The sequence below is a fragment of the Rheinheimera sp. genome (genome assembly GCF_030824435.1).
In the GTDB taxonomy this organism is placed as follows: domain Bacteria; phylum Pseudomonadota; class Gammaproteobacteria; order Enterobacterales; family Alteromonadaceae; genus Pararheinheimera.
Genome location: NZ_JAVBXS010000088.1, coordinates 14,344 through 32,969, shown reverse-complemented (window position 1 = coordinate 32,969; position 18,626 = coordinate 14,344). Strand labels below are relative to the sequence as shown.

Here is an 18,626-nt window from a genome sequence, read left to right as displayed (position 1 = left end):
TTTTTGGCCTTTTACTGTTCGACCTCAATCTTCAAAAAACAAAAAACAGGAAAGCAACAATGAAAGCAACGATAAAAGCCGTCGCCTTAGCGACGCTGTTGTCAGCGGCTGGCCATGCCAGTGCCGCCTGCCTGCAGCAGGAAACAGAAAATAACAACACTGAAGCAAAGGCCAACACGGGTTTGTGCAGCACTCAGGCCGTAACTGGCAGTATCGGCAGCAGCAGTGATGTTGACTGGTACAGCTTTGATACCACCAGTACTGGTGATATCAGCGTAAGCCTGAGTCATGGCAGCACAGCCGATTTTGATTTTTATCTGTACCGCAGCAGCGGCAGTTATATTTTGTCCGGCCAAAGCAGCGCCCGGCCAGAAACCGGTACTTACAGCGCAGCCAGCGCCGGCACACATTTTATTAAAGTCAGCCGTTATAGTGGCACTGGCAGTTACAGCCTGAATGTCACTTTTAACGGCAGCGGCGGTGGCAGCACCCCACCGGCCAGTTGCAGTTATGGTGTAAGGCCAGCCAAACCCAGCAACCTGACCAGCTATCTGCTGGGCGGCAGCAGTGATGTTTGCCCGGTATTAACATCGGGCCAGGGCGCATTATTGTTGATGGGGGGTGGCACTGATGTGGACGCGGCCTTTAGCAACCGGATGGCGCCCCAAATCAAAGGCGGCAATATCGTTGTGCTGCGCGCTACAGGTACTGATGCTTACAACAGTTACCTGCAGGGGTTGACTGGTGCTGCGTCAGTGGAAACCCTGATTGTGGATACCCAAACCAAAGCAAATTCTGCTTATGTGGAGTGGGCTATTAAAAGTGCGGAAGCGGTATTTATTGCCGGTGGTGATCAATCTGCTTATCTGAACGCCTGGCAAGGCACGCTGGTGCAAAGTGCTATTGCCCATGTCTATCAAAAAGGCGGGGTTGTGGGTGGTACTTCGGCGGGTGATCATGTGCTGAGCCAATATGTGTATGATCCGGACGGTGTCAGTGGAGCCATCAGCAGTGAAGTGGTGACAGATTATTGCCATAACACTATTAATATCAGCAGCAACTTCCTCAGTTTCCCACTGCTGGCCAATACACTGAACGACACCCATTTCCGTCAGCGTGACCGGATGGGCCGCTCTGCGGTATTTCAGGCCAAACTGGGGCAAAATGGCCGGGTGATAGCGGTATCTGAAGCAACCTCTTTGTTTGTCACTGCGGACGGCCAGGGCATAGTGGATGGCAGCAATGAAGTTTATGTGCTGCGTGCTGATAGCCAGACCCAATACAACCAGACCAGTTGCGGGCTGCCGGTGATTATCAAAGATTTGCTGCGCTTTAAGCTGTTGCCGGGGGAAAGATATAATCTGCTGGATAACAGCACTTTAGTCACGCCGGTACGTATCAGTATCGACGGTCGTAACAGTGCGTTTTATAACCCTGTTAGTCCTTATTAACAGCTGATGGTGACAGCTTGTAAAGCCGGTCTCGGCTTTTGTTGCCTTGTTGCCGGCATGCCGTTGCTGAGTCAGCTTAGCAGCGGCAATTTAGCCGGTAAAACATGATTAAAAACAGAGGATAAACAACAGCTTTATTCAGGCGAGGCGCTGATAAGGGGTGTTGGCTTTGCTGGTCATCACCTGCAGCCGGCGTGAGTGGCGCTCAAAACTGCGGGCCGGAAAAGCGTCCAGACGTGCTGAAGCATCGGCGGCAGCATTTTCTTTCATTAGATAATGAAACTGCACTGCACTGACAGGTTGTGCTGCAGGGAGTTTTTTAGCATTTTGTGCAGAGGTAACAACAGGGGAGAAATCCGGTACGACGCTTATCGTAGCTAACAGCAGCAATACACCGCAGTGCCGCCAGAGCGTACTGCTAACGTTTTGATTTCTTTTTAATTGCTGTCGCATCTTTAAGCCATCACATCAAATGTTGCAGGCTTGAGCCTAACCCAAGCCATTCGATTCTGCAATCGCTTCAGGCTTTTTTGCGGCAAAGACTTGCCGCTATGCTGTCAAATGCGCTGAGGCCTCAGGGGCTTTGGTAACAGCAACAAACTCAGTCGTTCAGATGTTGTTCCAACCGTTCTTTCAGCGCACCTTCAATCAAGGCGGCTTTGCCGGTTTTACGGTTCAGGCAAACAAAGGTAATGTCGGCGTCTGCCACCACAGTGTCAGTGCCCTGAATTTTAATGACTTGATGGATCACTGCACTTTTGCTGCCGATCTGGCTGAATTTGGTGGCAATTTCTAAGGTTTGGCCATTGGTGGCGGCAAAACGGTAATTAATATTGATGTTGACGATCACCCAGGCCAGATTCAGCTGCTCAAAATAAGCCACATCACCGCTGTCTTCCAGATAACTCCAGCGCGCTTCTTCTAAAAACTCCAGATAACGGGCGTTATTCACATGCTGATAAATATCTAAATGGTATCCACGAACTTTAATAGTGGTCAGATGTGGCATTGTTCTCTCTCTGGTTAGACCTGTTGCAGCGATAGTGGGCGATTGTGCCGTAAATCGGTTTTTGCCACAACCTGCTTATTCCCTTCAATCTTCAACCATCCCCCATAAAACGGCACCAGGCCGCTTCTGGGTAAAACCTTTAACCGCGCTTGCGACGCCAAATCACCAAGGCCAGCGCCAGTAAAACAAAGCCCACAGCCGGCACTAACCAGGGCTTGGCTTGCCTGAGTTCGTGACGCCAATATTGTTGGTTATTTTGTGAAAGCCTGTTTTTGGCGCCGGCAAAATCCGGCGCCGGGCAACGGATACCAAAGTCGCGCCCCCAGCTGACATAAGGCCCTTCATTTAAATATCGCCGGTAATATTGGGTTGCAAGCGCCGGGTCTGAGTTAATCAGCCAGGTGCTGGCATGACACAAAGTTGCGGCAAAAGCCTGACTGTTGGCCGGCACTAAGCTGGCGGCTTCATTGGCAAATTCTGCCGCCAGATAACGGTAGTGAAAACGTTTTTCCGGTTTGGCTGCACTTTGCAAAACCCTTTGTTGTTCAGCGTCCGGAATGGCTGGTGTTGTTGTGGGCTCAGGCTGGTAAAACTCAAACTGGCCATAAAACACCTGATAATCCGGTGCCATTTCATAACCCAATAATTCCAGACCATGCTGGCGGCTTATAGTTGCCAGCTGAAACAATGCTTTGGCGTTATCAATACGGCCCATATCCAGCCCAAACCGCTGTGTCATGCTGGCAAAAGTACCAGGTTCGCTTTGACTGTCGGCCTGCTGATAGTCGTTGGCCAGTTGTTGCAGTTTGGGGTCAACAAAATAACTTTGTGCCTGTTGATACTGGCCTTCACGCATCAGCCTTCTGGCCAGCAGGTTTCTAAGCAAAGTGCTGGGTTCAGTGTCGCCAAAATAATTCCACTGCGATTCGGCTTTTACTTTGCCCGGTGGCACTTGTGCATCCACAAAAGTTTGCAGCTCTTGGGTGGTCAGTACCCGCTCGGCAATATAAGCGCTGTCCTGCCAATATTCGCCACCCGCCTGATACAGCAGCTGCATAGCGGCCAGGTAATCACCGCGTTGTAATTGCAACACCCCGGCTTCGGCCTGAATACGGCATTGGGTGGCTGCCATATTGCGTTGCAGCTGCTCGCTGATGGGCACAGCTGCGTACGGATCGGCCTTGAGGGCCGGTTCAGGTAAAGCCGCTGGAAAGGACTGCGCAGCTTTGGCATAAGCTTGTGCCGCTTCGGCTAAATTGTTGTCACGCACTGCCATTTTGGCGCTCAGCCAATAAAACAGCGGCTCAGGCTCAGCATAGGTTAACAGCTGCCGCACCAGCGCAAAGTCGCCTTGTTGATAACTAATAGCGGCCAGCGCCGTGGCATTGGCGAGTCGGATATCAGCTTCAGCGCTTAACAAAGTTAATAAACGGCTGACAAGGGCAGGGTCACTGTATTTCAGGCTGGAAGCCTGAGTGAACAAATAGCGGCTGAGTAGTTGGGGCACAGCCGGTTGTGTGAGCAAAGGTTTAAGCGCTGCATCTGGCATTTGCAGCAATTCGCGGCTCAGTTGTAATAACGAAGCGCGGCCAGACTCCTGATAACCGGCCTGCGCCGCATATAAACCAATGGCCTGTTGCCAGTCGCCGTTGTTTTTATAAATTCTGGCCTGCTCGCCTAAACTGGCGACAGCCAGCTGCAAAGGGTCGGCTAAACCTGCTGCAACTTCCTGTTGTAACTGTTGATAAAGCGCCAGTGCTTCGGTTTCTGCAGCTACGTTGTTGTTCGTTTTTTGCAGCACCCGCGCCAGGCTGTATAAAGCCCAGCTGCGTCTTTGTTGTTGCTCTGCGGAAGGCAATGCCAATACCTGACGCAACAAAGTTTCGGCCAGGCTGAAATCCTGTTGCTGAAAAGCAACAGCGGCAGCGGTATACAACTTCAGTTCATTGCTCAGTGGCGCGCCAATGGCAAGTGCGGCTTCAACAGTGGTTTGTTGGCGCATTTGCGCCACTAACAACGCTTCTTCTACTTTCAGCAGCTGCTGTTCAGCCTGACTGGTGGCGCTGATGGTTTTGTCGGTGGACCAGTCATATTGGTTGGTAAAAGTTTTTTCTGGGACTGGCAAAGCTGCTATTTTCATTGCCAAAGCACGGATTTCACTGGCAAAAACCGGTTCAGGTAGCTCGGTTAAACTCTGAGTGCGATTGGCAACAAGTTGTTGCGGAAAATCCGGGCCACAAGCCAAAGCCGGCGTGAGTGCTGTGCCAAGCGCCAATAACAGCAGGCTTTTTTTCGCTGAAGTTGTGACAAATAACATCTGAAATTTTATCCTTAAAAAGTGGAACCCTGAACTCAGGTTTCAGCCAGCAGCTGCAGTTTCTGGCAATTAAACCAGGCCAAAGTTCGGGTGCTGTTTACCGCCAAAGGCTGCACCGCTGTTGTGGGCGCTAGCTGATATTCTTGTTGTTGCTGGCTTAGTGCAAAACCAGCCAGAGCATCTGCACCAGTGCAATTGTGCGCTTTAAGCCGGATGGGTGTGGCAAATAACAACGCTAAATTGCCATAATTTTCTGCAATCAGGTCAAAACCTGTTGGCGTTTTTTGCAGGCGCAGCCGTAAATCAGCTTTAAGTGGCTGCCCGCTGGCGACAGCAGCCAAAGTGGCATAAGCCCAGCTGCGTTGATCAGATGGCAGCGGCAAACGAAACCAGACAATACCTTTTACCCTGGCAAACTGTTGTTGCTGCAGCCAAAACAGCCATTGTTGCACCAATAAAGGGTCAACCCGCAGTTCCCTTCTTTCGCCTTTGATATCCAGCGGTACTTCACTTTCTACCCAATATTGTTGTACCGCTGTTGAAGACTGCGCAGTTTTTTTATTGGAAGCCGCGGTGATCAAAGCCGAATGATAAGCAGGCAAAGCAAAATACAAGGGGCTCTGGCTTTGCGCTGCCGCTGCGATGGCCCATTTTTTGGCTAGTTCAGGTGCAAACAAACCTTGCTCCGGCGACAACACCGCATGCAGTTGCATCGTCACCTGACTGACTTGTGCTGTTAAAGGGCCAAATTCAGCCGATTGCAGCCAGTCGGGTAAAGCGGTCATGCTCACCGGAATGTCTTTGGGGAGCGCCGCCCGGAACTTTGTCAGCCACAACCGGTAAGCCGCTAACTGACTACGGGCGCAGTCATAGTCAATTTCAATACCAGCAAGCTGAATTCCGGCCTGTTGATACAACGCCAATATCGGCTGAAGCTTTTCAGTCAAACTTTGTAGTGGCAGTTTTGGTATTTGGCCATCAAGGCGCAGCACCAGAGTGACGGGCCTGCCATCTTTTTTTAGCAGCGCCAAATTTACATCGGCCTGATGCCAAAGCGGGCCTTGGGCAGTGGCCATATACTGCAACGCCAGAATGCGTAACACAGAAAAATGGGGTCGGCTTTGTTCAAGCGCCTGCTGATGTTCATCAGTCCAGACGCGCTGCCAGATATACAGCTCTTGTTGAAACTGTTGTTTTAACTTCTGTTGAAGCGGCGGCGCTGCTAACTGAGGTGTTGCTGTTGGATGGCTTGTGGCTGCCAGCTGTTGTTGCTCACAGCCGCTTTGGCTAAGCAGCAACAACAGCACAGAAAAAACACGCCACCACACGGCTTAGAGCCAGGCAAAAGCGTCGGCGTACATCTGCTCACGTTTGGCGCCCTGGGCTAAAAAGGCGTCGCGCACCACACCCACCATGGCAAAAGGCCCGGCGATATAAATATCATAAGCGGCTAAATCAGCATGGTCGTCCAACACTGCCTGATGCACCAGACCAGTGCGGCCTTGCCAGCTGTTATCCGGCTCCTGCACCACCAGATTCAGCTGATATTGCGGGTTTTGCGCCTGCCAGGCGGTCAGCTCTTCGGCAGCATATAAAGCCTGCGGATTGCGTAGACCCCAATAAAGCTGCACGCTGCGGTGCAGATTGGCATTGGCAATAGCGCTGGCAATGCTGTGTACATAAGAAAAACCAGTGCCACCGGCCAATAAAATAATGGGGTTGCTGCTTTCTTCACGCCAATAAGCTTCACCTAAACCCACCTGCACCAGCACTTCAGCGTTGTCGGCCAAATGCGCTAAGGCCTGACTGGCATAATTGTCGCTGACAGCACCGCCAATTTGCAGCTCCAGAGCCGGTTCACCTTGATAGGTAAAACCAGGTGCGCAGGCAATAGAAAACGGCCTTTTGTCGCTGTCGGATAAATAAATTTGCAGGTATTGGCCCGCTTTAAATTCTACCGGCGCTTTGGGCGTTAAAATCACCTGTTGCACTGTGGGCGTCAGCGGCTGAATACGGCTGACGGTGCATAACACTTTGTTTGACGCGGCTTTTAATTGTGATTCAGTCATGGGTTCTGTTCTTAGTGTTTGGCTCTGTGCTTTGGCTATGCGGTGTTAATGGCCTTAGCCGCGAATAAAAGGGTGGTGTAATACCAGATCGCTGTCAGCATAAGCTAAACAGCAATAGGTAAAATTCTGGCTTTTGTCGAGCTCAGTTAAAGGCTCTGGCGGTAAATAACGCACTTGTCCGCTTTTGAGTTTGCAAACACAAGAAGTACAAACCCCTTGCCGGCAGCGGTTGGGAAAGTCGATGCCATGTTGTAGCGCCGCCTGCAAAATAGTTTCGCCTTCACGCACCTGAAAGCTCAGGCCGCTGGGTAAAATAGTCACCAGATGGCTCATGTTTTTGTTCCTTTGGGCGGCAGCTTAATACCCAGACTGGCCCACAGCTCATCCACTTTGTGTTTGACTTCTGGTGTCATTTCTATCGGCACACCCCATTCGCGGCTGGTTTCACCCGGCCATTTATTGGTGGCGTCCATCCCCATTTTTGAGCCTAACCCCGAAACAGGTGAAGCAAAATCCAGATAATCAATGGGTGTATTTTCAATTAAGGTGGTGTCACGCGCCGGATCCATTCGGGTGGTAATGGCCCAAATTACGTCCTGCCAGTCGCGGGCGTTTACATCGTCATCACAGACAATGACAAACTTGGTGTACATAAACTGGCGCAGGAAAGACCAAACACCCATCATCACGCGTTTGGCATGACCGGGATATTGTTTTTTCATCGTCACCACCGCCAGGCGGTAAGAACAACCTTCAGGCGGCAGATAAAAATCCACAATTTCCGGAAATTGTTTTTGCAAAATAGGCACAAAGACTTCGTTCAGCGCCACACCTAAAATAGCCGGTTCATCCGGCGGCCGGCCTGTGTAAGTGCTGTGGTAAATCGGGTCTTCTCTGTGGGTGATATGAGTGACGGTAAAAACCGGAAACGAGTCCACTTCGTTGTAATAACCTGTGTGGTCGCCATAAGGGCCTTCCGGTGCCATTTCGCCTGGCTCTAAATAACCTTCCAGCACAAATTCAGCGCTGGCCGGTACCTGTAAATCATTGCTTAAACATTTCACTACTTCGGTGTTGTCACCCCGTAATAAGCCGGCAAAAGCGTATTCAGACAAGGTATCAGGCACTGGCGTTACTGCACCTAAAATAGTGGCGGGGTCGGCACCTAAAGCAACAGCTACCGGAAAACGTTCACCCGGATGGGCTTTTTGCCATTCGAGAAAATCTAAAGCGCCACCACGATGGGACAACCAGCGCATAATGACTTTATTTTTGCCAAGCACCTGCTGGCGGTATATGCCGAGGTTCTGCCGCTCTTTATGCGGGCCGCGGGTCACAGTTAAACCCCAGGTGATCAGCGGCGCAGCGTCGCCTGGCCAGCAGGTCATTACAGGTAATTTGGTTAAATCAACGTCATCACCTTCAAGCACCACTTGTTGGCAAGGGGCTTTTTTCACTACTTTGGCCGCCATATTTAAAACTTGTTTAAATATCGGCAGTTTGTCCCAGGCGTCTTTTAAGCCTTTTGGCGGTTCCGGCTCTTTTAAAAAGGCCAATAACTTGCCCACTTCACGCAAAGCGCTGACATCGGGCTGACCCATACCAAGCGCCACCCGCTCTGGTGTGCCAAATAAATTGGCCAGTACCGGAATATCGTAACCTTTTGGATTTTCAAATAATAACGCCGGGCCACCGGCACGCAGGGTGCGGTCGGCAATTTCGGTCATTTCCAATACAGGGTCTACTTCTACTTTCACACGGTGTAATAAACCCCGTTGTTCCAGCTGAGCGATAAAGTCGCGCAAATCTTTATATTTCATGAGGTTCCAAAAGTTATTTGGCTCTGAAGGCAGCAGCAAATTTACGTTGAGCACAATGCCGGCATTATACATGGCAAGCGGCGGCTTGCCATGTCCGGCTGATACGGATAAAAACAGCGAATGGACCGGCAACAAGGCTGTTGTTGCGGTGCTTTTGCTGTAACTGCAGTGTATATAAGCCGGCGCGCCATAAAATTGAACCACAACTAAATATTGAATTGTTCTTGATATGTAAACTATTGATGTTTATTTTGTTTCATTTTGCATAACTCGTAAGGAAATGAAGATGCATCTGAAACACATTGCACCCCGCGTTTTTTCAATTACGCTGATATCTATGTTGACCGCCTGTTCGACTGTTAAAAACCCAACCACTACTTATAGTTTGCAACGTTTTGTTGTTCCTGAAGTCGCAGCACAAAGCTGGCGGCCTGCCATTTATGCCGGTGTTGCGCAAACGCATAAAGTGGTGTTGCCGGTGCACAGCGCACAACAGCCCAACTTTAGCTGTAATGACCAAACCAAATGTAAAAACGAAGAGCCAATATTTAGCATGTTGGCATTGTCGGTTGCACCTGGCGTGGTTTTTCACTACAACACGGCGCTACGCCGGGTGAGTGCTACCTGGCAATATGCCGGGGAATATGCCGGACAAGCCAAAGCCGGTAATTTTTCCCAGGCGCTGGTACTGGGTTATGGCTTATTCAAAGATAGTGGCAATTTTGGTGATGCTTCTGTGGTTGTTGATGCCAATCCGACACTGTCGTGGGATCAGTCGACCCAATCAATAGATATTGGCTGGGTCGCCGGTTACCGGCTAAATGACCACTGGCTGCTATATGGCGGCCCTTTTGTGCTGAAACAGGATGTGGATTTGTCTTCGCGTTTTATGGCGCCTGGCGACGGCTACGAAACCATGAATGCAAAACAAAACTTTAAAGGCACACAAGTGGGCGCCAATATTGCCACCCAATACCGGCTTTCCCGCCGCACCACAGTGAATCTGGAACTGGTAAGCGCAAAATACCGCATGGAGCAAAGCCAAAAAACCAATACTCAGCTTAACCTGATGTTGGGTATTCACTTTTAACTGCTGCATCAGTGGTAGTTGCTGTACTGTCATTGCAGTACAGCCATGATTTGTGTGTTAGACATTTATAAAACAACCGATGCCCGCGCTGAATTTAAATCCTTTGCATAACGACTCTTTATCCTGCATCCATAGCGTATTAGCGGCTAATTTTCGCATAAGGCTTTGCAAAGCAGTTAAATATGCTCACACTAAGAAAAAAACGCTAAGTGAGGCTGTGATGGAATTTCCAAGTCAAATCAAACAACAAAGCTGCATGGACTGTTTAAGTGGTCAGTCGCTGGGGTTTGACATCAGAATGGCATTTCAGCCCATTGTCGACTGGCAGAGCCGGCAGGTTGCAGGTTATGAAGCGCTGGTGAGGGGGCCTCTGGGTGAAGGTGCGGCCTGGGTGTTTGAGCGTATTAACGAACAAAACAAATATTATTTTGACCAGGCCTGTCGGGTAAAAGCTATTGAAACAGCAGCAAAACTCGGGCTTGATAAAATGCTCAGCATTAACTTTTTGCCTAATGCAGTGTACAACCCGGAAACCTGCATCCGCGCCACTATTGAAGCGGCCGATATGTTTGGTTTTGATATCCGCAATATTATGTTTGAAGTGACCGAAAGCGAGCAGATTGTTGACCGCACTAAACTGATGAAAATTTTCGACAGTTACGCCAAAAGAGGTTTTATTACCGCGATTGACGATTTTGGCTCTGGTTATGCTGACTTAACCTGGCTGGAATCTTTGCGCCCCAGGGTATTAAAACTGGATATGTCGTTAATTCGGGATATAGAGCAGCATAAAGCCAAACAACATCTGGTGACTGAAGTGCAGCGGCTTTGTCTGGACATGGGCACTGAAGTATTAGCCGAAGGTATTGAAAGCAAAGCCGAACTTGATTATCTGGCCGGCACTGGCATTCGTTATTTTCAGGGTTATTATTTTGCCAGACCAGCCCTTGAGCAGTTAATTTTGGCGCATGATATTGCTGCGCTGCAGCAGAATTGACAACCATCTTTCAGGCTGCAACCTTATTGTTGCCGCCAGTTTGCCCGGGCTGAGCGTTCGCAGGGAGTCCTGACTTTTTGCTCAGGGTTGGCCCGCATCCAGTTTTATCCAATGTTCTTTAATATAAACGCCATCTTCCATGCCCTGATGCAGCCAGTTGTTGCCGTTCAGCTCACATTGAAAATGATAAGTTTTGCCTTGCAAACGCGGCAATGAAGCTGCTTCTACCTGTTCGTGATAACCGGTGTTGTCGCTGTAAAAAGTGCCGGTTGCTGCCACCTCAAATTTACCCTCAGCTTGCCAGGTAATAAAACTAAAATACTGTCCTGCAATCAGCTTGCGACTTTTGCTGCTCTGCTGCTGAATTTCAGCCACAACTTTGCCTGTGCTGTCGCTATAAATGGCGGATTGCAACTGCCAGCTGCCTTGCAATAGCTCAGAGCTGCAGTTATTGCGGCTTTGTGTTTTTATCTGCCGGGTGTCGGCGGCGGCAGAGCTTGTTGCCAGCACAAAAGCCAATAACAAGGCCCTGTGAAACTGGCGGTTAAACTGCTGAAATTGCATATAAATGTCCTTTTTTTGTGCCTGAAATGGTTAACTTGCCGGAAATGACCGCGATATACAACAGTAAAAACAGCCGGGAGCAGCAGCTACAGGCATCACAGCAGTCTGGCAATTCCAGCTGGGCTATGTCTACAATGCAGGCATCCGGATGTCTGAGGAAGAATAATGAAAATCGCAAGTAAAATAGTGCACGCCGGTCGTGATAAAAAATGGACAGGTTACAGTGTTAATGTGCCTGTGGTGCGGGCGTCCACTGTGGTGTTTGACACTGTCAGTGAACTAAAACATGCCACTGCCAAAAGAGGCGAGCAGGTGCCTTATTATGGCCGCCGTGGCACCCAAACCCACTTTGCTTTTAGCGACGCTATTTGTGAGCTTGAAGGCGGCGCCGGTTGTGCTTTATACCCTTGTGGTGCTGCTGCTATCAGCGGGGCTTTGCTGGCGTTTTTACAAAGCGGCGACCATCTGCTGATGGTGGATTCTGTCTATGAACCTACCCGGGCTTTGTGCGATAAGTTACTGAAAAACCTCGGCATTGAAACCACTTATTATGACCCTCTGATTGGCGCTGCTATTAAAACGCTGATCCGCCCTAATACCAAAGTGATTTTCCTCGAGTCACCCGGTTCTATTTCGATGGAAGTGCAGGACGTACCGGCCATTTGTGCTGTTGCCAAACAGCATGATGTAGTGGTGATGCTGGACAACACCTGGGCTTCACCTTTGTTATTTAAGCCTTTTTCTCATGGTGTTGATGTGTCTATTCAGGCGGCCACTAAATATATAGTGGGTCATTCTGATGTGATGCTGGGCACGGCCAGCGCCAATGAAAAACACTGGCCACAATTGCGGGAAGCCGGTTATTTGCTGGGTTATTGTGCATCGGCTGATGATGTATATCTGGCGGCCCGTGGCTTAAGAACTATCGGTATCAGGCTAAAACAACATCAGCAAAACACGCTGGAAGTTTTAAATTACCTGCAACAAAGGCCTGAAATAGCACGTATTTTGCACCCTTCGTTGCCGGATCATCCCGGCCATGCCGAATTTAAACGCGACTTTTCCGGCAGCAATGGTTTGTTGTCTTTGGTGCTCAAACAAGGGGATGCCAAAGCTGTCACGGCTTTTGTCGAAGGTATGCAGTTTTTTAAAATGGGTTTTTCCTGGGGCGGTTATGAAAGTCTGGTCACTTTTAATCTGAATTTACAAAGTATCAGAACAGCAACCAATTGGCCTTATCAGGGGCCAGTGATCCGCTTGCATATTGGCCTGGAGGACCCAGCCGATTTAATTGCCGATTTAGAAGCAGCTTTTGGCCGTTTTGCCAAAGCCCTGACGGCATAAGGGTCAACACTTCTGCCGCATTGCAGCGGCAGCTTGGGCTATAGTGGTGAATATCTGATATATGCCTGATGGAGTTGGTTGTATGCAGTTGGGCTGGTGCAGCTTGTTGTTGCTGTTAAGTTTTGTAGTGAGTTTTGTGGTGAAGGCCGGTGTTTGCCCGGCCGAACTGCGTATGCCGTATAACAGCACCTGGTTGCCTTATGTTGAAGTGCGCGACGAAGCTGTGACAGGTGCTGATATTGAGCTTATCCGCAAAACTCTGGCCGCAGTTGGTACTGAACTCAAATTGTTACCTTTGCCGGAATCCCGGGCATTAAGTCAGCTGGAGCATGGCCAGGTTGATTTGTTGTTTGCCGCGTCTTACACCAAAGAAAGAGCCCTTTATGCCTGGTTTTCAGCACCTTACCGGCGCGAAATTAATCAGCTGGTAGTGCATCAGCAGTTGTTGCAAAAATACCCTGAACTTCATAGCAAACAAGGTTTTTTAACCCTGGCGAGCCGCCGGCTGGCCGGCACTTATAATCCCAAAGGTTTTTACGGTGAAGAATTTGAAGTATTAAAACAATTACCTGCGGTAATTCAGCGTTCTCTGGCGATTTTTGACCCTGAGCAGCGGCTGGAGCTGGTGTTGAGTCAACGCGCTGACTACAGCATTGTGGACCAGAACTGGCTTGAGTTGCGCAACAAGCAACGTGGACCGGAAGCCATGCTGGCGGTGTTGCCTTTTATTTTATATCAGGCTGATATCCATCTGATGTTCAGCAAAAAAACCGTGACTGCTGCTTGTGTAGATGCGTTAAATGTTCAGTTACAACAAAAAACAAAACCTGGTGTTGCCACCAGGTCTTAAGTCACTGTTATTCCTGCGTTTGTTCTTTGCCGATCATTTTGTAAACGCCAGCCCCCAATACTGCACCCACTATAGGTGCCAGCCAGAATAACCAAAGCTGCATCACAGCCCAGTCGCCGACAAAAAGCGCCACGCCTGTGCTACGTGCCGGATTCACTGAAGTGTTGGTTACCGGAATGCTAATCAGGTGAATTAACGTCAGGCACAGGCCAATTGCCAGCGGCGCCATGCCTTGCGGGGCTCTTTTGTCGGTGGAACCCAAAATTACCACCAGAAACATCATGGTCATCACCACTTCACACACTAAAGCAGCCAGCAAAGAATATTGGCCTGGTGAATGTTCGGCATAACCATTGGCGGCAAAACCGGCCGACAACTCAAAACCTGCTTTACCACTGGCAATCAGGTACAGCACGGCACCAGCTGCTAAGCCGCCTAACACCTGCGAAATAATGTAAGGCAACAGTTCTTTGGCGGGAAAACGACCACCAGCCCAAAGCCCTATGGACACAGCCGGGTTCAGGTGGCATCCGGAAATATGGCCTATGGCATAAGCCATAGTGACAACGGTTAAACCAAAAGCCAGAGAAACCCCAAGTAAACCAATACCCAGGCCGGGGAAAGCTGCAGCCAACACCGCACTGCCACAACCACCCAATACCAACCAGAAAGTTCCAAAAAATTCAGCGCTATATTTATTCATCGACTTGTCCTTGTTGTGAACCAGAGGTACACCTGTTATCGGTGCCTGTTAAGTGAAGCAGATTTTTGGCAACAAAATATGAAGGCAAGCAATAAGTTGCAGAAAATATATCAGGAAGGTGTTTTAAACAGCGCTGCTATGGCAAACAGCAGCGCTTTGGCAAAAGCAGGTTTTATTGCAAAAAGGTTTCGATATCTTCGCCGGTCAGTTTGCCAATCTGGCTGAATAAATACCACAGCGCCGCCATCATCAGCACCATACTCGGCAGTGCTATCACGGGGTAACTTAAAGCCGTCATCCGGCCCAATTCTTCGTTATAAGCCGTAGTGCCGGGTGGGCTGACTAAAATCCATTTGGCGAGCAGGTAATTTAATACCGATGACAGGAAAAAAGAACCAGCCAATAACTGATTGGTAAAATTCATTTTTTGTTCAAAAAGTGCTGCATTGTCTTTTTTGGCCAAAGCCGCCTGCAGTTTTTCCATATTTAGCAGCTGCGCGTTTTCTAACATGGTTTTAATCAGATGAAATTTACTGTGCTGACTAAACCACACCAACAAACCAATAATGCCGGGCACTGCCGCTTCTTTAATGGCGATATATTTGGGGTCCAGCTGCAGCAGGCTCATGCCACCTGTTAATAACACTGAAATTAAACCCACCACCGAAAAGAAGTTCACTTTGCCGGACTTTTTCAGCTCCCACAGGCCATAAGCAATAGGAAACATTAAAGCCACGACTAAACCCCAGACCGGGCCTAAATAAGCTTCGGTGCTGAACTTGCTGAGAATAATGACGGGAATGGCGATATTAAACAGAAGGTTAGGAAGAAGACCTTGTGACTTTTTTTCCGGTGCTACTGACTGCGACATAAAAAAACCTCGGTACGAACTACAACTGAAACTAAAGGCTCAGTCTGACTGCGCCTTTTTACCACAGTCTCAGGCTGGATTGCTATCGGGCAACTGGCTTTGCACTGCAGCCTGAGCTGAAACCGGTCTTGCCAGTTGAAAGTTATCGCTTTGCTGACTATGGCTGTACCACAAGCCGCCGAGCCTGGCTAAAAAATCCAGTTTTGTATGTTTAAGTTTTTGTTTTTCGTCCAGAAATTCATCAGCAATATCAATACATAACACTTCAGCCAGCACAATGTCGCAACTTGGATTTTCGGCCGGGTAAGGCGTCAGGCTTACCACTTTACATTCAAAACACACCGGGCTTGCGGTGACTCTGGGTGGGCGCACCTTTGTGGCAGCTTTGGTTTGAATTTGCAGCGCGGTAATTTCACTGACGTCTTTGCTAAAACCTGCTGCTGTGGCATTCATCAGGCCAGCAAGTTCAGGTGTGACCAGATGCACCACCAATTCAGGACAGAGTTGTAAATTCAGGCTGCTGTCTTTTTGGCTGCCATCGCTGTGGCGGTTGATGGAAATCATCAAAGTAGGTGGGTTGTCGGTGACCAGCTGAAAAAAGCTAAAAGGCGCCAGATTGTGCTGGCCTTTATCATCACAAGTGCTGAGCCAGGCAATAGGCCTTGGGATCACTGTGCCTGCCAATAACGGATAAATCCCGGCTGCGGTCATGACAGCACAATCAAAAATCATCTGAAATTCCAGTGTCGGCTTTAGGGAAAACCCTTGTTATACCACAAGGACAACGTTGTTGAAGCCCGGCGTGGTGCAGCCTTGGTTAAAATTCACACAAAAAACTTGCGCTTTCACTGTGTGACGCATAGTATTTGCTGTGTAGCATACAGTATGTGATGCACAGTATGGATTGGCTTAAGGCTGGTTCTACCAAAGCAGCAGCCCGTATTGCAGAGGGTGGCGTCACCACAACACAGCGCTAAAGGAAACTACATGACAGAAAGCCGGTTGGACAAAATGCGCGGAGAGCTCAGGCGGGGTGTGCTGGTGCTGGCGGTTCTGGCATCGTTAGAGCAGCCACATTATGGTTATTCACTGCGCAAACAGCTGCTGGATGCTGGTATTGATATAGACGAAGGCACTTTATATCCGCTGGTGCGGCGTCTGGCCGAACAAGGTTTGCTCGACAGCGAATGGCAGCAGGCCGAAGGGCGGGAGCGGCGTTATTACCAGTTGTCGTTACAAGGCAAAGAGCTGTTGCAGCAGCTGTCTGCTGAATGGCAATTACTCAATGGTGCGCTTGGAAATTTACTGGAGAAAACTTCATGGAACTCGTAAAACGTTATGTCAGCGCCGTGGCGCGTTATTTACCCGAAGCCGACAAAGCCGCCATCAGCCGCGAACTTGACGCCGATATTCAGGACAAAATTGAACATCAGGCCCAACAGCAGGGCCGGGTTTTAAGCACTGATGAAATTGCTGCCTTGTTGCAACAGTGGGGCAATCCACGCCATGTGGCGGCTCAGTATGCGCCGGCGCAGCCTCTGGTGAGCAGTGAACTGATGCCGTTGTATTGGCAGGTACTGAAGTTCGTATTGGCGGTTTTGTTTGTGTTGCAGCTGCTGCAAAGTGGCATGTCGATGTTGCAGGCCGAACACTTTAAGTTGTTGCAGTTTTTATTGCAGCTGAGTTTTGGTTTTTTTGACGAAGTAGCAACAGCTTTTATGGTGGTCACGCTGGTGTTTTATTCCGCTGCTTTTGGCAACCCTTTGGCTGGGTGGTTGCTTCAGCAAAACTGGCAAGTCAAAGACTTACCTGCGGTTGAACGGCCATGGCAGCAGATCCGGCTGATGGATATTTTTACGGATCTGGTCAGCAGCGGTTTTTTATTATTGTTGTTATGGCACCCGCTCTGGATGTCGGCTGACACCCTGGCTTCGTTAAGGCTGGTTTTTTCCGCCGACTTTAAAGTTTTTATGCCGCTGCTGAGCCTGTTGTTGTTGTGCTCTTTGTTATTCAGCCTCTGGTGTTGGTACCGGCCTTATTGGCAACAAACAACTTTATTGCTGAATGTGCTGCAAAACCTGTTGTATGTATTGGCTTTTAGCTGGATTGGTTTTTTACCCCAACTAGTGCTTGCTACCAATAATCCGCTGCCACGGCTACTGGAGCTGTCGGACATTAACAGAGTGCTGCAGCATGGCGCTTTATTGCTGGCCTGTTACCTGTTTTATGAAGTGCTAAGGGATTTATATCGCATCAGGCAGCTGCGGCAGATAAAAACTGACGAATGATGCTCTGATCTCACCAGCAGAGTGCAACAAAGACCAGACAACAAACACCATATAAACAGTGCCGGTCAAAAGTTAGCATGTTGAAAAGGCATCAGTTTTTCTTGTTGAGCGCAAAGGCTTTGCACTCAACAAGAACTCTGGTGTTAAAGCGAAGCGTTCGCAATTGCATGTATATGATTTTATTCATGTTTTTATCGAATTAAAACTCGACATTTCGTTATCTCCTACTAAAATAGTCAACATTTCCAGACCCACTTTTGCAGGAGCTTCACGATGAAAGGTCATCCGGCGGTAATAGCCGCTTTAAACGAAGTGTTAACTTCAGAACTCACCTCCATCAATCAGTATTTTTTACATGCCCGCATTTATAAAAACTGGGGTTTGGCTGAGCTGAACAACGTCTGTTACAAAAAGTCCATCCGCGATATGAAACAAGCCGACGAGCTGATAGAGCGGGTGTTGTTTCTGGAAGGTTTACCCAATTTACAAGCACTTGGCCGTTTGCGTATTGGTGAAGACACCGAAGAAATGTTGCAGTGTGATCTGGATTTTGAATTGGAGCAGTTGCCGTTATTAAAACAGAGCATTGCGCTTTGTGAAAAAGAACAGGATTACGTCAGCCGGGAGATTCTGCAGGAAATTCTGGAACACGAAGAAGAACATATCGATTGGATTAACGCCCAGCAATATCAGATCAGTGTGATGGGGCTGGCCAATTATCTGCAGAGCAAACTGGGTGAAGGAGATAAATAATGCAAGGCAAACAACAAATTATCAATGCGCTGAACACCCTGCTTGCCAATGAGCTCAGTGCCATGGACCAATATTTTATCCATTCACGCATGTATAAAGACTGGGGTCTGCACAAGCTGTTTGAGCGTATTGACCACGAAGTAGAAGACGAAAAAGGTCATGCTTCGTTAATTATCGAACGTATTTTATTTCTTGAAGGCACACCGGACATGGTCACGCGTGACGGCCTGCAAATTGGCACTGATGTGCCTTCCATGTTGCAAAACGATTTAAATGTGGAATACGCAGTGGGCGCTTTATTAAAGAAAACCATGGCCTTATGCGAACAGCAGCAGGATTATGTCACCCGCGCTATGTTACAAACATTATTGGATGACACTGAAAACGACCACGCCCATTGGCTGGAACAACAGTTACGGCAGATTAAAATGTTGGGTTTACCCAACTATCTGCAGGCTCAGCTCTAAGTACCGGCTGATTAACTTTGCAAAAAAACACCG

At 48.9% G+C, this 18,626-nt stretch carries 20 protein-coding genes; 9 read left to right on the top strand and 11 right to left on the bottom strand.

Annotated elements, in window-relative coordinates; all coding sequences use genetic code 11:
- Positions 1–59 precede the first annotated feature (59 nt).
- A complete protein-coding gene (locus RCH83_RS14745) occupies positions 60–1,451 on the top strand; it encodes a pre-peptidase C-terminal domain-containing protein (RefSeq protein ID WP_306523452.1) in 1,392 nt (463 codons plus the stop codon).
- Positions 1,452–1,589: 138 nt separating this feature from the next.
- Here the strand turns inward: RCH83_RS14745 and RCH83_RS14740 are convergent, their stop codons facing one another.
- The 7 genes from RCH83_RS14740 to ubiD all read right to left on the bottom strand — a co-directional run bounded on the left by RCH83_RS14740 (position 1,590) and on the right by ubiD (position 8,666).
- Positions 1,590–1,721, bottom strand: coding sequence for a hypothetical protein (locus RCH83_RS14740; protein ID WP_306523450.1), 132 nt, complete (start codon positions 1,719–1,721; stop codon positions 1,590–1,592).
- A gap of 331 nt (positions 1,722–2,052) precedes the next feature.
- Entirely contained in the window at positions 2,053–2,460 is a 408-nt protein-coding gene (locus RCH83_RS14735; protein ID WP_306523449.1) for a thioesterase family protein, read from the bottom strand.
- A 139-nt stretch (positions 2,461–2,599) separates the two neighbouring features.
- Positions 2,600–4,777 (bottom strand): hypothetical protein, encoded by a 2,178-nt coding sequence (locus RCH83_RS14730; RefSeq protein WP_306523447.1) that lies wholly within the window; start codon positions 4,775–4,777, stop codon positions 2,600–2,602.
- 35 nt (positions 4,778–4,812) lie between these two features.
- Positions 4,813–6,105 carry a DUF3142 domain-containing protein gene (locus tag RCH83_RS14725; RefSeq protein ID WP_306523445.1) on the bottom strand — a complete coding sequence of 431 codons (1,293 nt, stop codon included), beginning with the start codon at positions 6,103–6,105 and terminating at the stop codon, positions 4,813–4,815.
- Positions 6,106–6,108: 3 nt separating this feature from the next.
- On the bottom strand, positions 6,109–6,846 hold the full coding sequence (gene fre, locus RCH83_RS14720) for an NAD(P)H-flavin reductase (RefSeq protein WP_306523443.1): 738 nt from the start codon (positions 6,844–6,846) through the stop codon (positions 6,109–6,111).
- A gap of 54 nt (positions 6,847–6,900) precedes the next feature.
- The gene (locus tag RCH83_RS14715) at positions 6,901–7,179 is read right to left on the bottom strand and encodes a 2Fe-2S iron-sulfur cluster-binding protein (protein WP_306523441.1); all 279 of its coding nucleotides are present in this window, start codon (positions 7,177–7,179) and stop codon (positions 6,901–6,903) included.
- Positions 7,176–8,666: a 4-hydroxy-3-polyprenylbenzoate decarboxylase gene (gene ubiD, locus RCH83_RS14710; RefSeq protein WP_306523439.1), complete on the bottom strand. Its 1,491-nt coding sequence runs from the start codon at positions 8,664–8,666 to the stop codon at positions 7,176–7,178. Before ubiD ends, RCH83_RS14715 begins: the two co-directional genes overlap by 4 nt.
- Before the next feature lie 286 nt (positions 8,667–8,952).
- Here ubiD and RCH83_RS14705 point away from each other — a divergent pair, with 286 nt between their 5' ends.
- Entirely contained in the window at positions 8,953–9,756 is an 804-nt protein-coding gene (locus RCH83_RS14705) for a hypothetical protein (protein WP_306523437.1), read from the top strand.
- Between the two features lie 220 nt (positions 9,757–9,976).
- On the top strand, positions 9,977–10,753 hold the full coding sequence (locus tag RCH83_RS14700; protein WP_306523435.1) for an EAL domain-containing protein: 777 nt from the start codon (positions 9,977–9,979) through the stop codon (positions 10,751–10,753).
- 81 nt (positions 10,754–10,834) lie between these two features.
- On the opposite strand, the gene RCH83_RS14695 is transcribed toward RCH83_RS14700, so the two are convergent.
- Entirely contained in the window at positions 10,835–11,317 is a 483-nt protein-coding gene (locus RCH83_RS14695; protein WP_306523433.1) for a hypothetical protein, read from the bottom strand.
- A 165-nt stretch (positions 11,318–11,482) separates the two neighbouring features.
- Between RCH83_RS14695 and RCH83_RS14690 the strand changes: the two genes are divergently transcribed.
- The gene (locus tag RCH83_RS14690) at positions 11,483–12,661 is read left to right on the top strand and encodes a cystathionine beta-lyase (protein WP_306523432.1); all 1,179 of its coding nucleotides are present in this window, start codon (positions 11,483–11,485) and stop codon (positions 12,659–12,661) included.
- Positions 12,662–12,743: 82 nt separating this feature from the next.
- Positions 12,744–13,511: an ABC transporter substrate-binding protein gene (locus RCH83_RS14685; protein WP_306523430.1), complete on the top strand. Its 768-nt coding sequence runs from the start codon at positions 12,744–12,746 to the stop codon at positions 13,509–13,511.
- A 7-nt stretch (positions 13,512–13,518) separates the two neighbouring features.
- On the opposite strand, the gene aqpZ is transcribed toward RCH83_RS14685, so the two are convergent.
- The 3 genes from aqpZ to RCH83_RS14670 all read right to left on the bottom strand — a co-directional run bounded on the left by aqpZ (position 13,519) and on the right by RCH83_RS14670 (position 15,817).
- Positions 13,519–14,214 carry an aquaporin Z gene (gene aqpZ, locus RCH83_RS14680; protein WP_306523428.1) on the bottom strand — a complete coding sequence of 232 codons (696 nt, stop codon included), beginning with the start codon at positions 14,212–14,214 and terminating at the stop codon, positions 13,519–13,521.
- 172 nt (positions 14,215–14,386) lie between these two features.
- Positions 14,387–15,085 carry a VC0807 family protein gene (locus RCH83_RS14675; RefSeq protein WP_306523426.1) on the bottom strand — a complete coding sequence of 233 codons (699 nt, stop codon included), beginning with the start codon at positions 15,083–15,085 and terminating at the stop codon, positions 14,387–14,389.
- Positions 15,086–15,154: 69 nt separating this feature from the next.
- The gene (locus RCH83_RS14670) at positions 15,155–15,817 is read right to left on the bottom strand and encodes a flavin reductase family protein (protein ID WP_306523424.1); all 663 of its coding nucleotides are present in this window, start codon (positions 15,815–15,817) and stop codon (positions 15,155–15,157) included.
- A gap of 255 nt (positions 15,818–16,072) precedes the next feature.
- On the opposite strand from RCH83_RS14670, the gene RCH83_RS14665 reads away from it, so the two are divergent.
- From RCH83_RS14665 to bfr (RCH83_RS14650), 4 genes are all read left to right on the top strand, one after another.
- Positions 16,073–16,417, top strand: coding sequence for a PadR family transcriptional regulator (locus RCH83_RS14665; RefSeq protein ID WP_306523422.1), 345 nt, complete (start codon positions 16,073–16,075; stop codon positions 16,415–16,417).
- Positions 16,405–17,373, top strand: coding sequence for a hypothetical protein (locus RCH83_RS14660; protein WP_306523420.1), 969 nt, complete (start codon positions 16,405–16,407; stop codon positions 17,371–17,373). Before RCH83_RS14665 ends, RCH83_RS14660 begins: the two co-directional genes overlap by 13 nt.
- Before the next feature lie 273 nt (positions 17,374–17,646).
- Positions 17,647–18,126: a bacterioferritin gene (gene bfr, locus RCH83_RS14655; protein ID WP_306523418.1), complete on the top strand. Its 480-nt coding sequence runs from the start codon at positions 17,647–17,649 to the stop codon at positions 18,124–18,126.
- Positions 18,126–18,593, top strand: a complete 468-nt coding sequence (gene bfr, locus RCH83_RS14650; protein WP_306523416.1) for a bacterioferritin — start codon at positions 18,126–18,128, stop codon at positions 18,591–18,593. The genes bfr (RCH83_RS14655) and bfr (RCH83_RS14650) overlap by 1 nt, the downstream gene beginning before the upstream one ends.
- The last annotated feature ends 33 nt before the right edge of the window (positions 18,594–18,626 follow it).

Coding starts and splice junctions, on each gene's coding strand:
- RCH83_RS14690 (WP_306523432.1), top strand. CDS start 11,483: ATGAAAATCGCAAGTAAAATAGTGCACGCCGGTCGTGATAAAAAATGG.
- bfr (WP_306523418.1), top strand. CDS start 17,647: ATGAAAGGTCATCCGGCGGTAATAGCCGCTTTAAACGAAGTGTTAACT.
- RCH83_RS14665 (WP_306523422.1), top strand. CDS start 16,073: ATGACAGAAAGCCGGTTGGACAAAATGCGCGGAGAGCTCAGGCGGGGT.
- fre (WP_306523443.1), bottom strand. CDS start 6,846: ATGACTGAATCACAATTAAAAGCCGCGTCAAACAAAGTGTTATGCACC.
- RCH83_RS14660 (WP_306523420.1), top strand. CDS start 16,405: ATGGAACTCGTAAAACGTTATGTCAGCGCCGTGGCGCGTTATTTACCC.
- RCH83_RS14700 (WP_306523435.1), top strand. CDS start 9,977: ATGGAATTTCCAAGTCAAATCAAACAACAAAGCTGCATGGACTGTTTA.
- RCH83_RS14705 (WP_306523437.1), top strand. CDS start 8,953: ATGCATCTGAAACACATTGCACCCCGCGTTTTTTCAATTACGCTGATA.
- RCH83_RS14670 (WP_306523424.1), bottom strand. CDS start 15,817: ATGATTTTTGATTGTGCTGTCATGACCGCAGCCGGGATTTATCCGTTA.
- RCH83_RS14745 (WP_306523452.1), top strand. CDS start 60: ATGAAAGCAACGATAAAAGCCGTCGCCTTAGCGACGCTGTTGTCAGCG.
- RCH83_RS14730 (WP_306523447.1), bottom strand. CDS start 4,777: ATGTTATTTGTCACAACTTCAGCGAAAAAAAGCCTGCTGTTATTGGCG.
- bfr (WP_306523416.1), top strand. CDS start 18,126: ATGCAAGGCAAACAACAAATTATCAATGCGCTGAACACCCTGCTTGCC.
- aqpZ (WP_306523428.1), bottom strand. CDS start 14,214: ATGAATAAATATAGCGCTGAATTTTTTGGAACTTTCTGGTTGGTATTG.
- RCH83_RS14695 (WP_306523433.1), bottom strand. CDS start 11,317: ATGCAATTTCAGCAGTTTAACCGCCAGTTTCACAGGGCCTTGTTATTG.
- RCH83_RS14685 (WP_306523430.1), top strand. CDS start 12,744: ATGCAGTTGGGCTGGTGCAGCTTGTTGTTGCTGTTAAGTTTTGTAGTG.
- RCH83_RS14740 (WP_306523450.1), bottom strand. CDS start 1,721: ATGAAAGAAAATGCTGCCGCCGATGCTTCAGCACGTCTGGACGCTTTT.
- ubiD (WP_306523439.1), bottom strand. CDS start 8,666: ATGAAATATAAAGATTTGCGCGACTTTATCGCTCAGCTGGAACAACGG.
- RCH83_RS14675 (WP_306523426.1), bottom strand. CDS start 15,085: ATGTCGCAGTCAGTAGCACCGGAAAAAAAGTCACAAGGTCTTCTTCCT.
- RCH83_RS14715 (WP_306523441.1), bottom strand. CDS start 7,179: ATGAGCCATCTGGTGACTATTTTACCCAGCGGCCTGAGCTTTCAGGTG.
- RCH83_RS14735 (WP_306523449.1), bottom strand. CDS start 2,460: ATGCCACATCTGACCACTATTAAAGTTCGTGGATACCATTTAGATATT.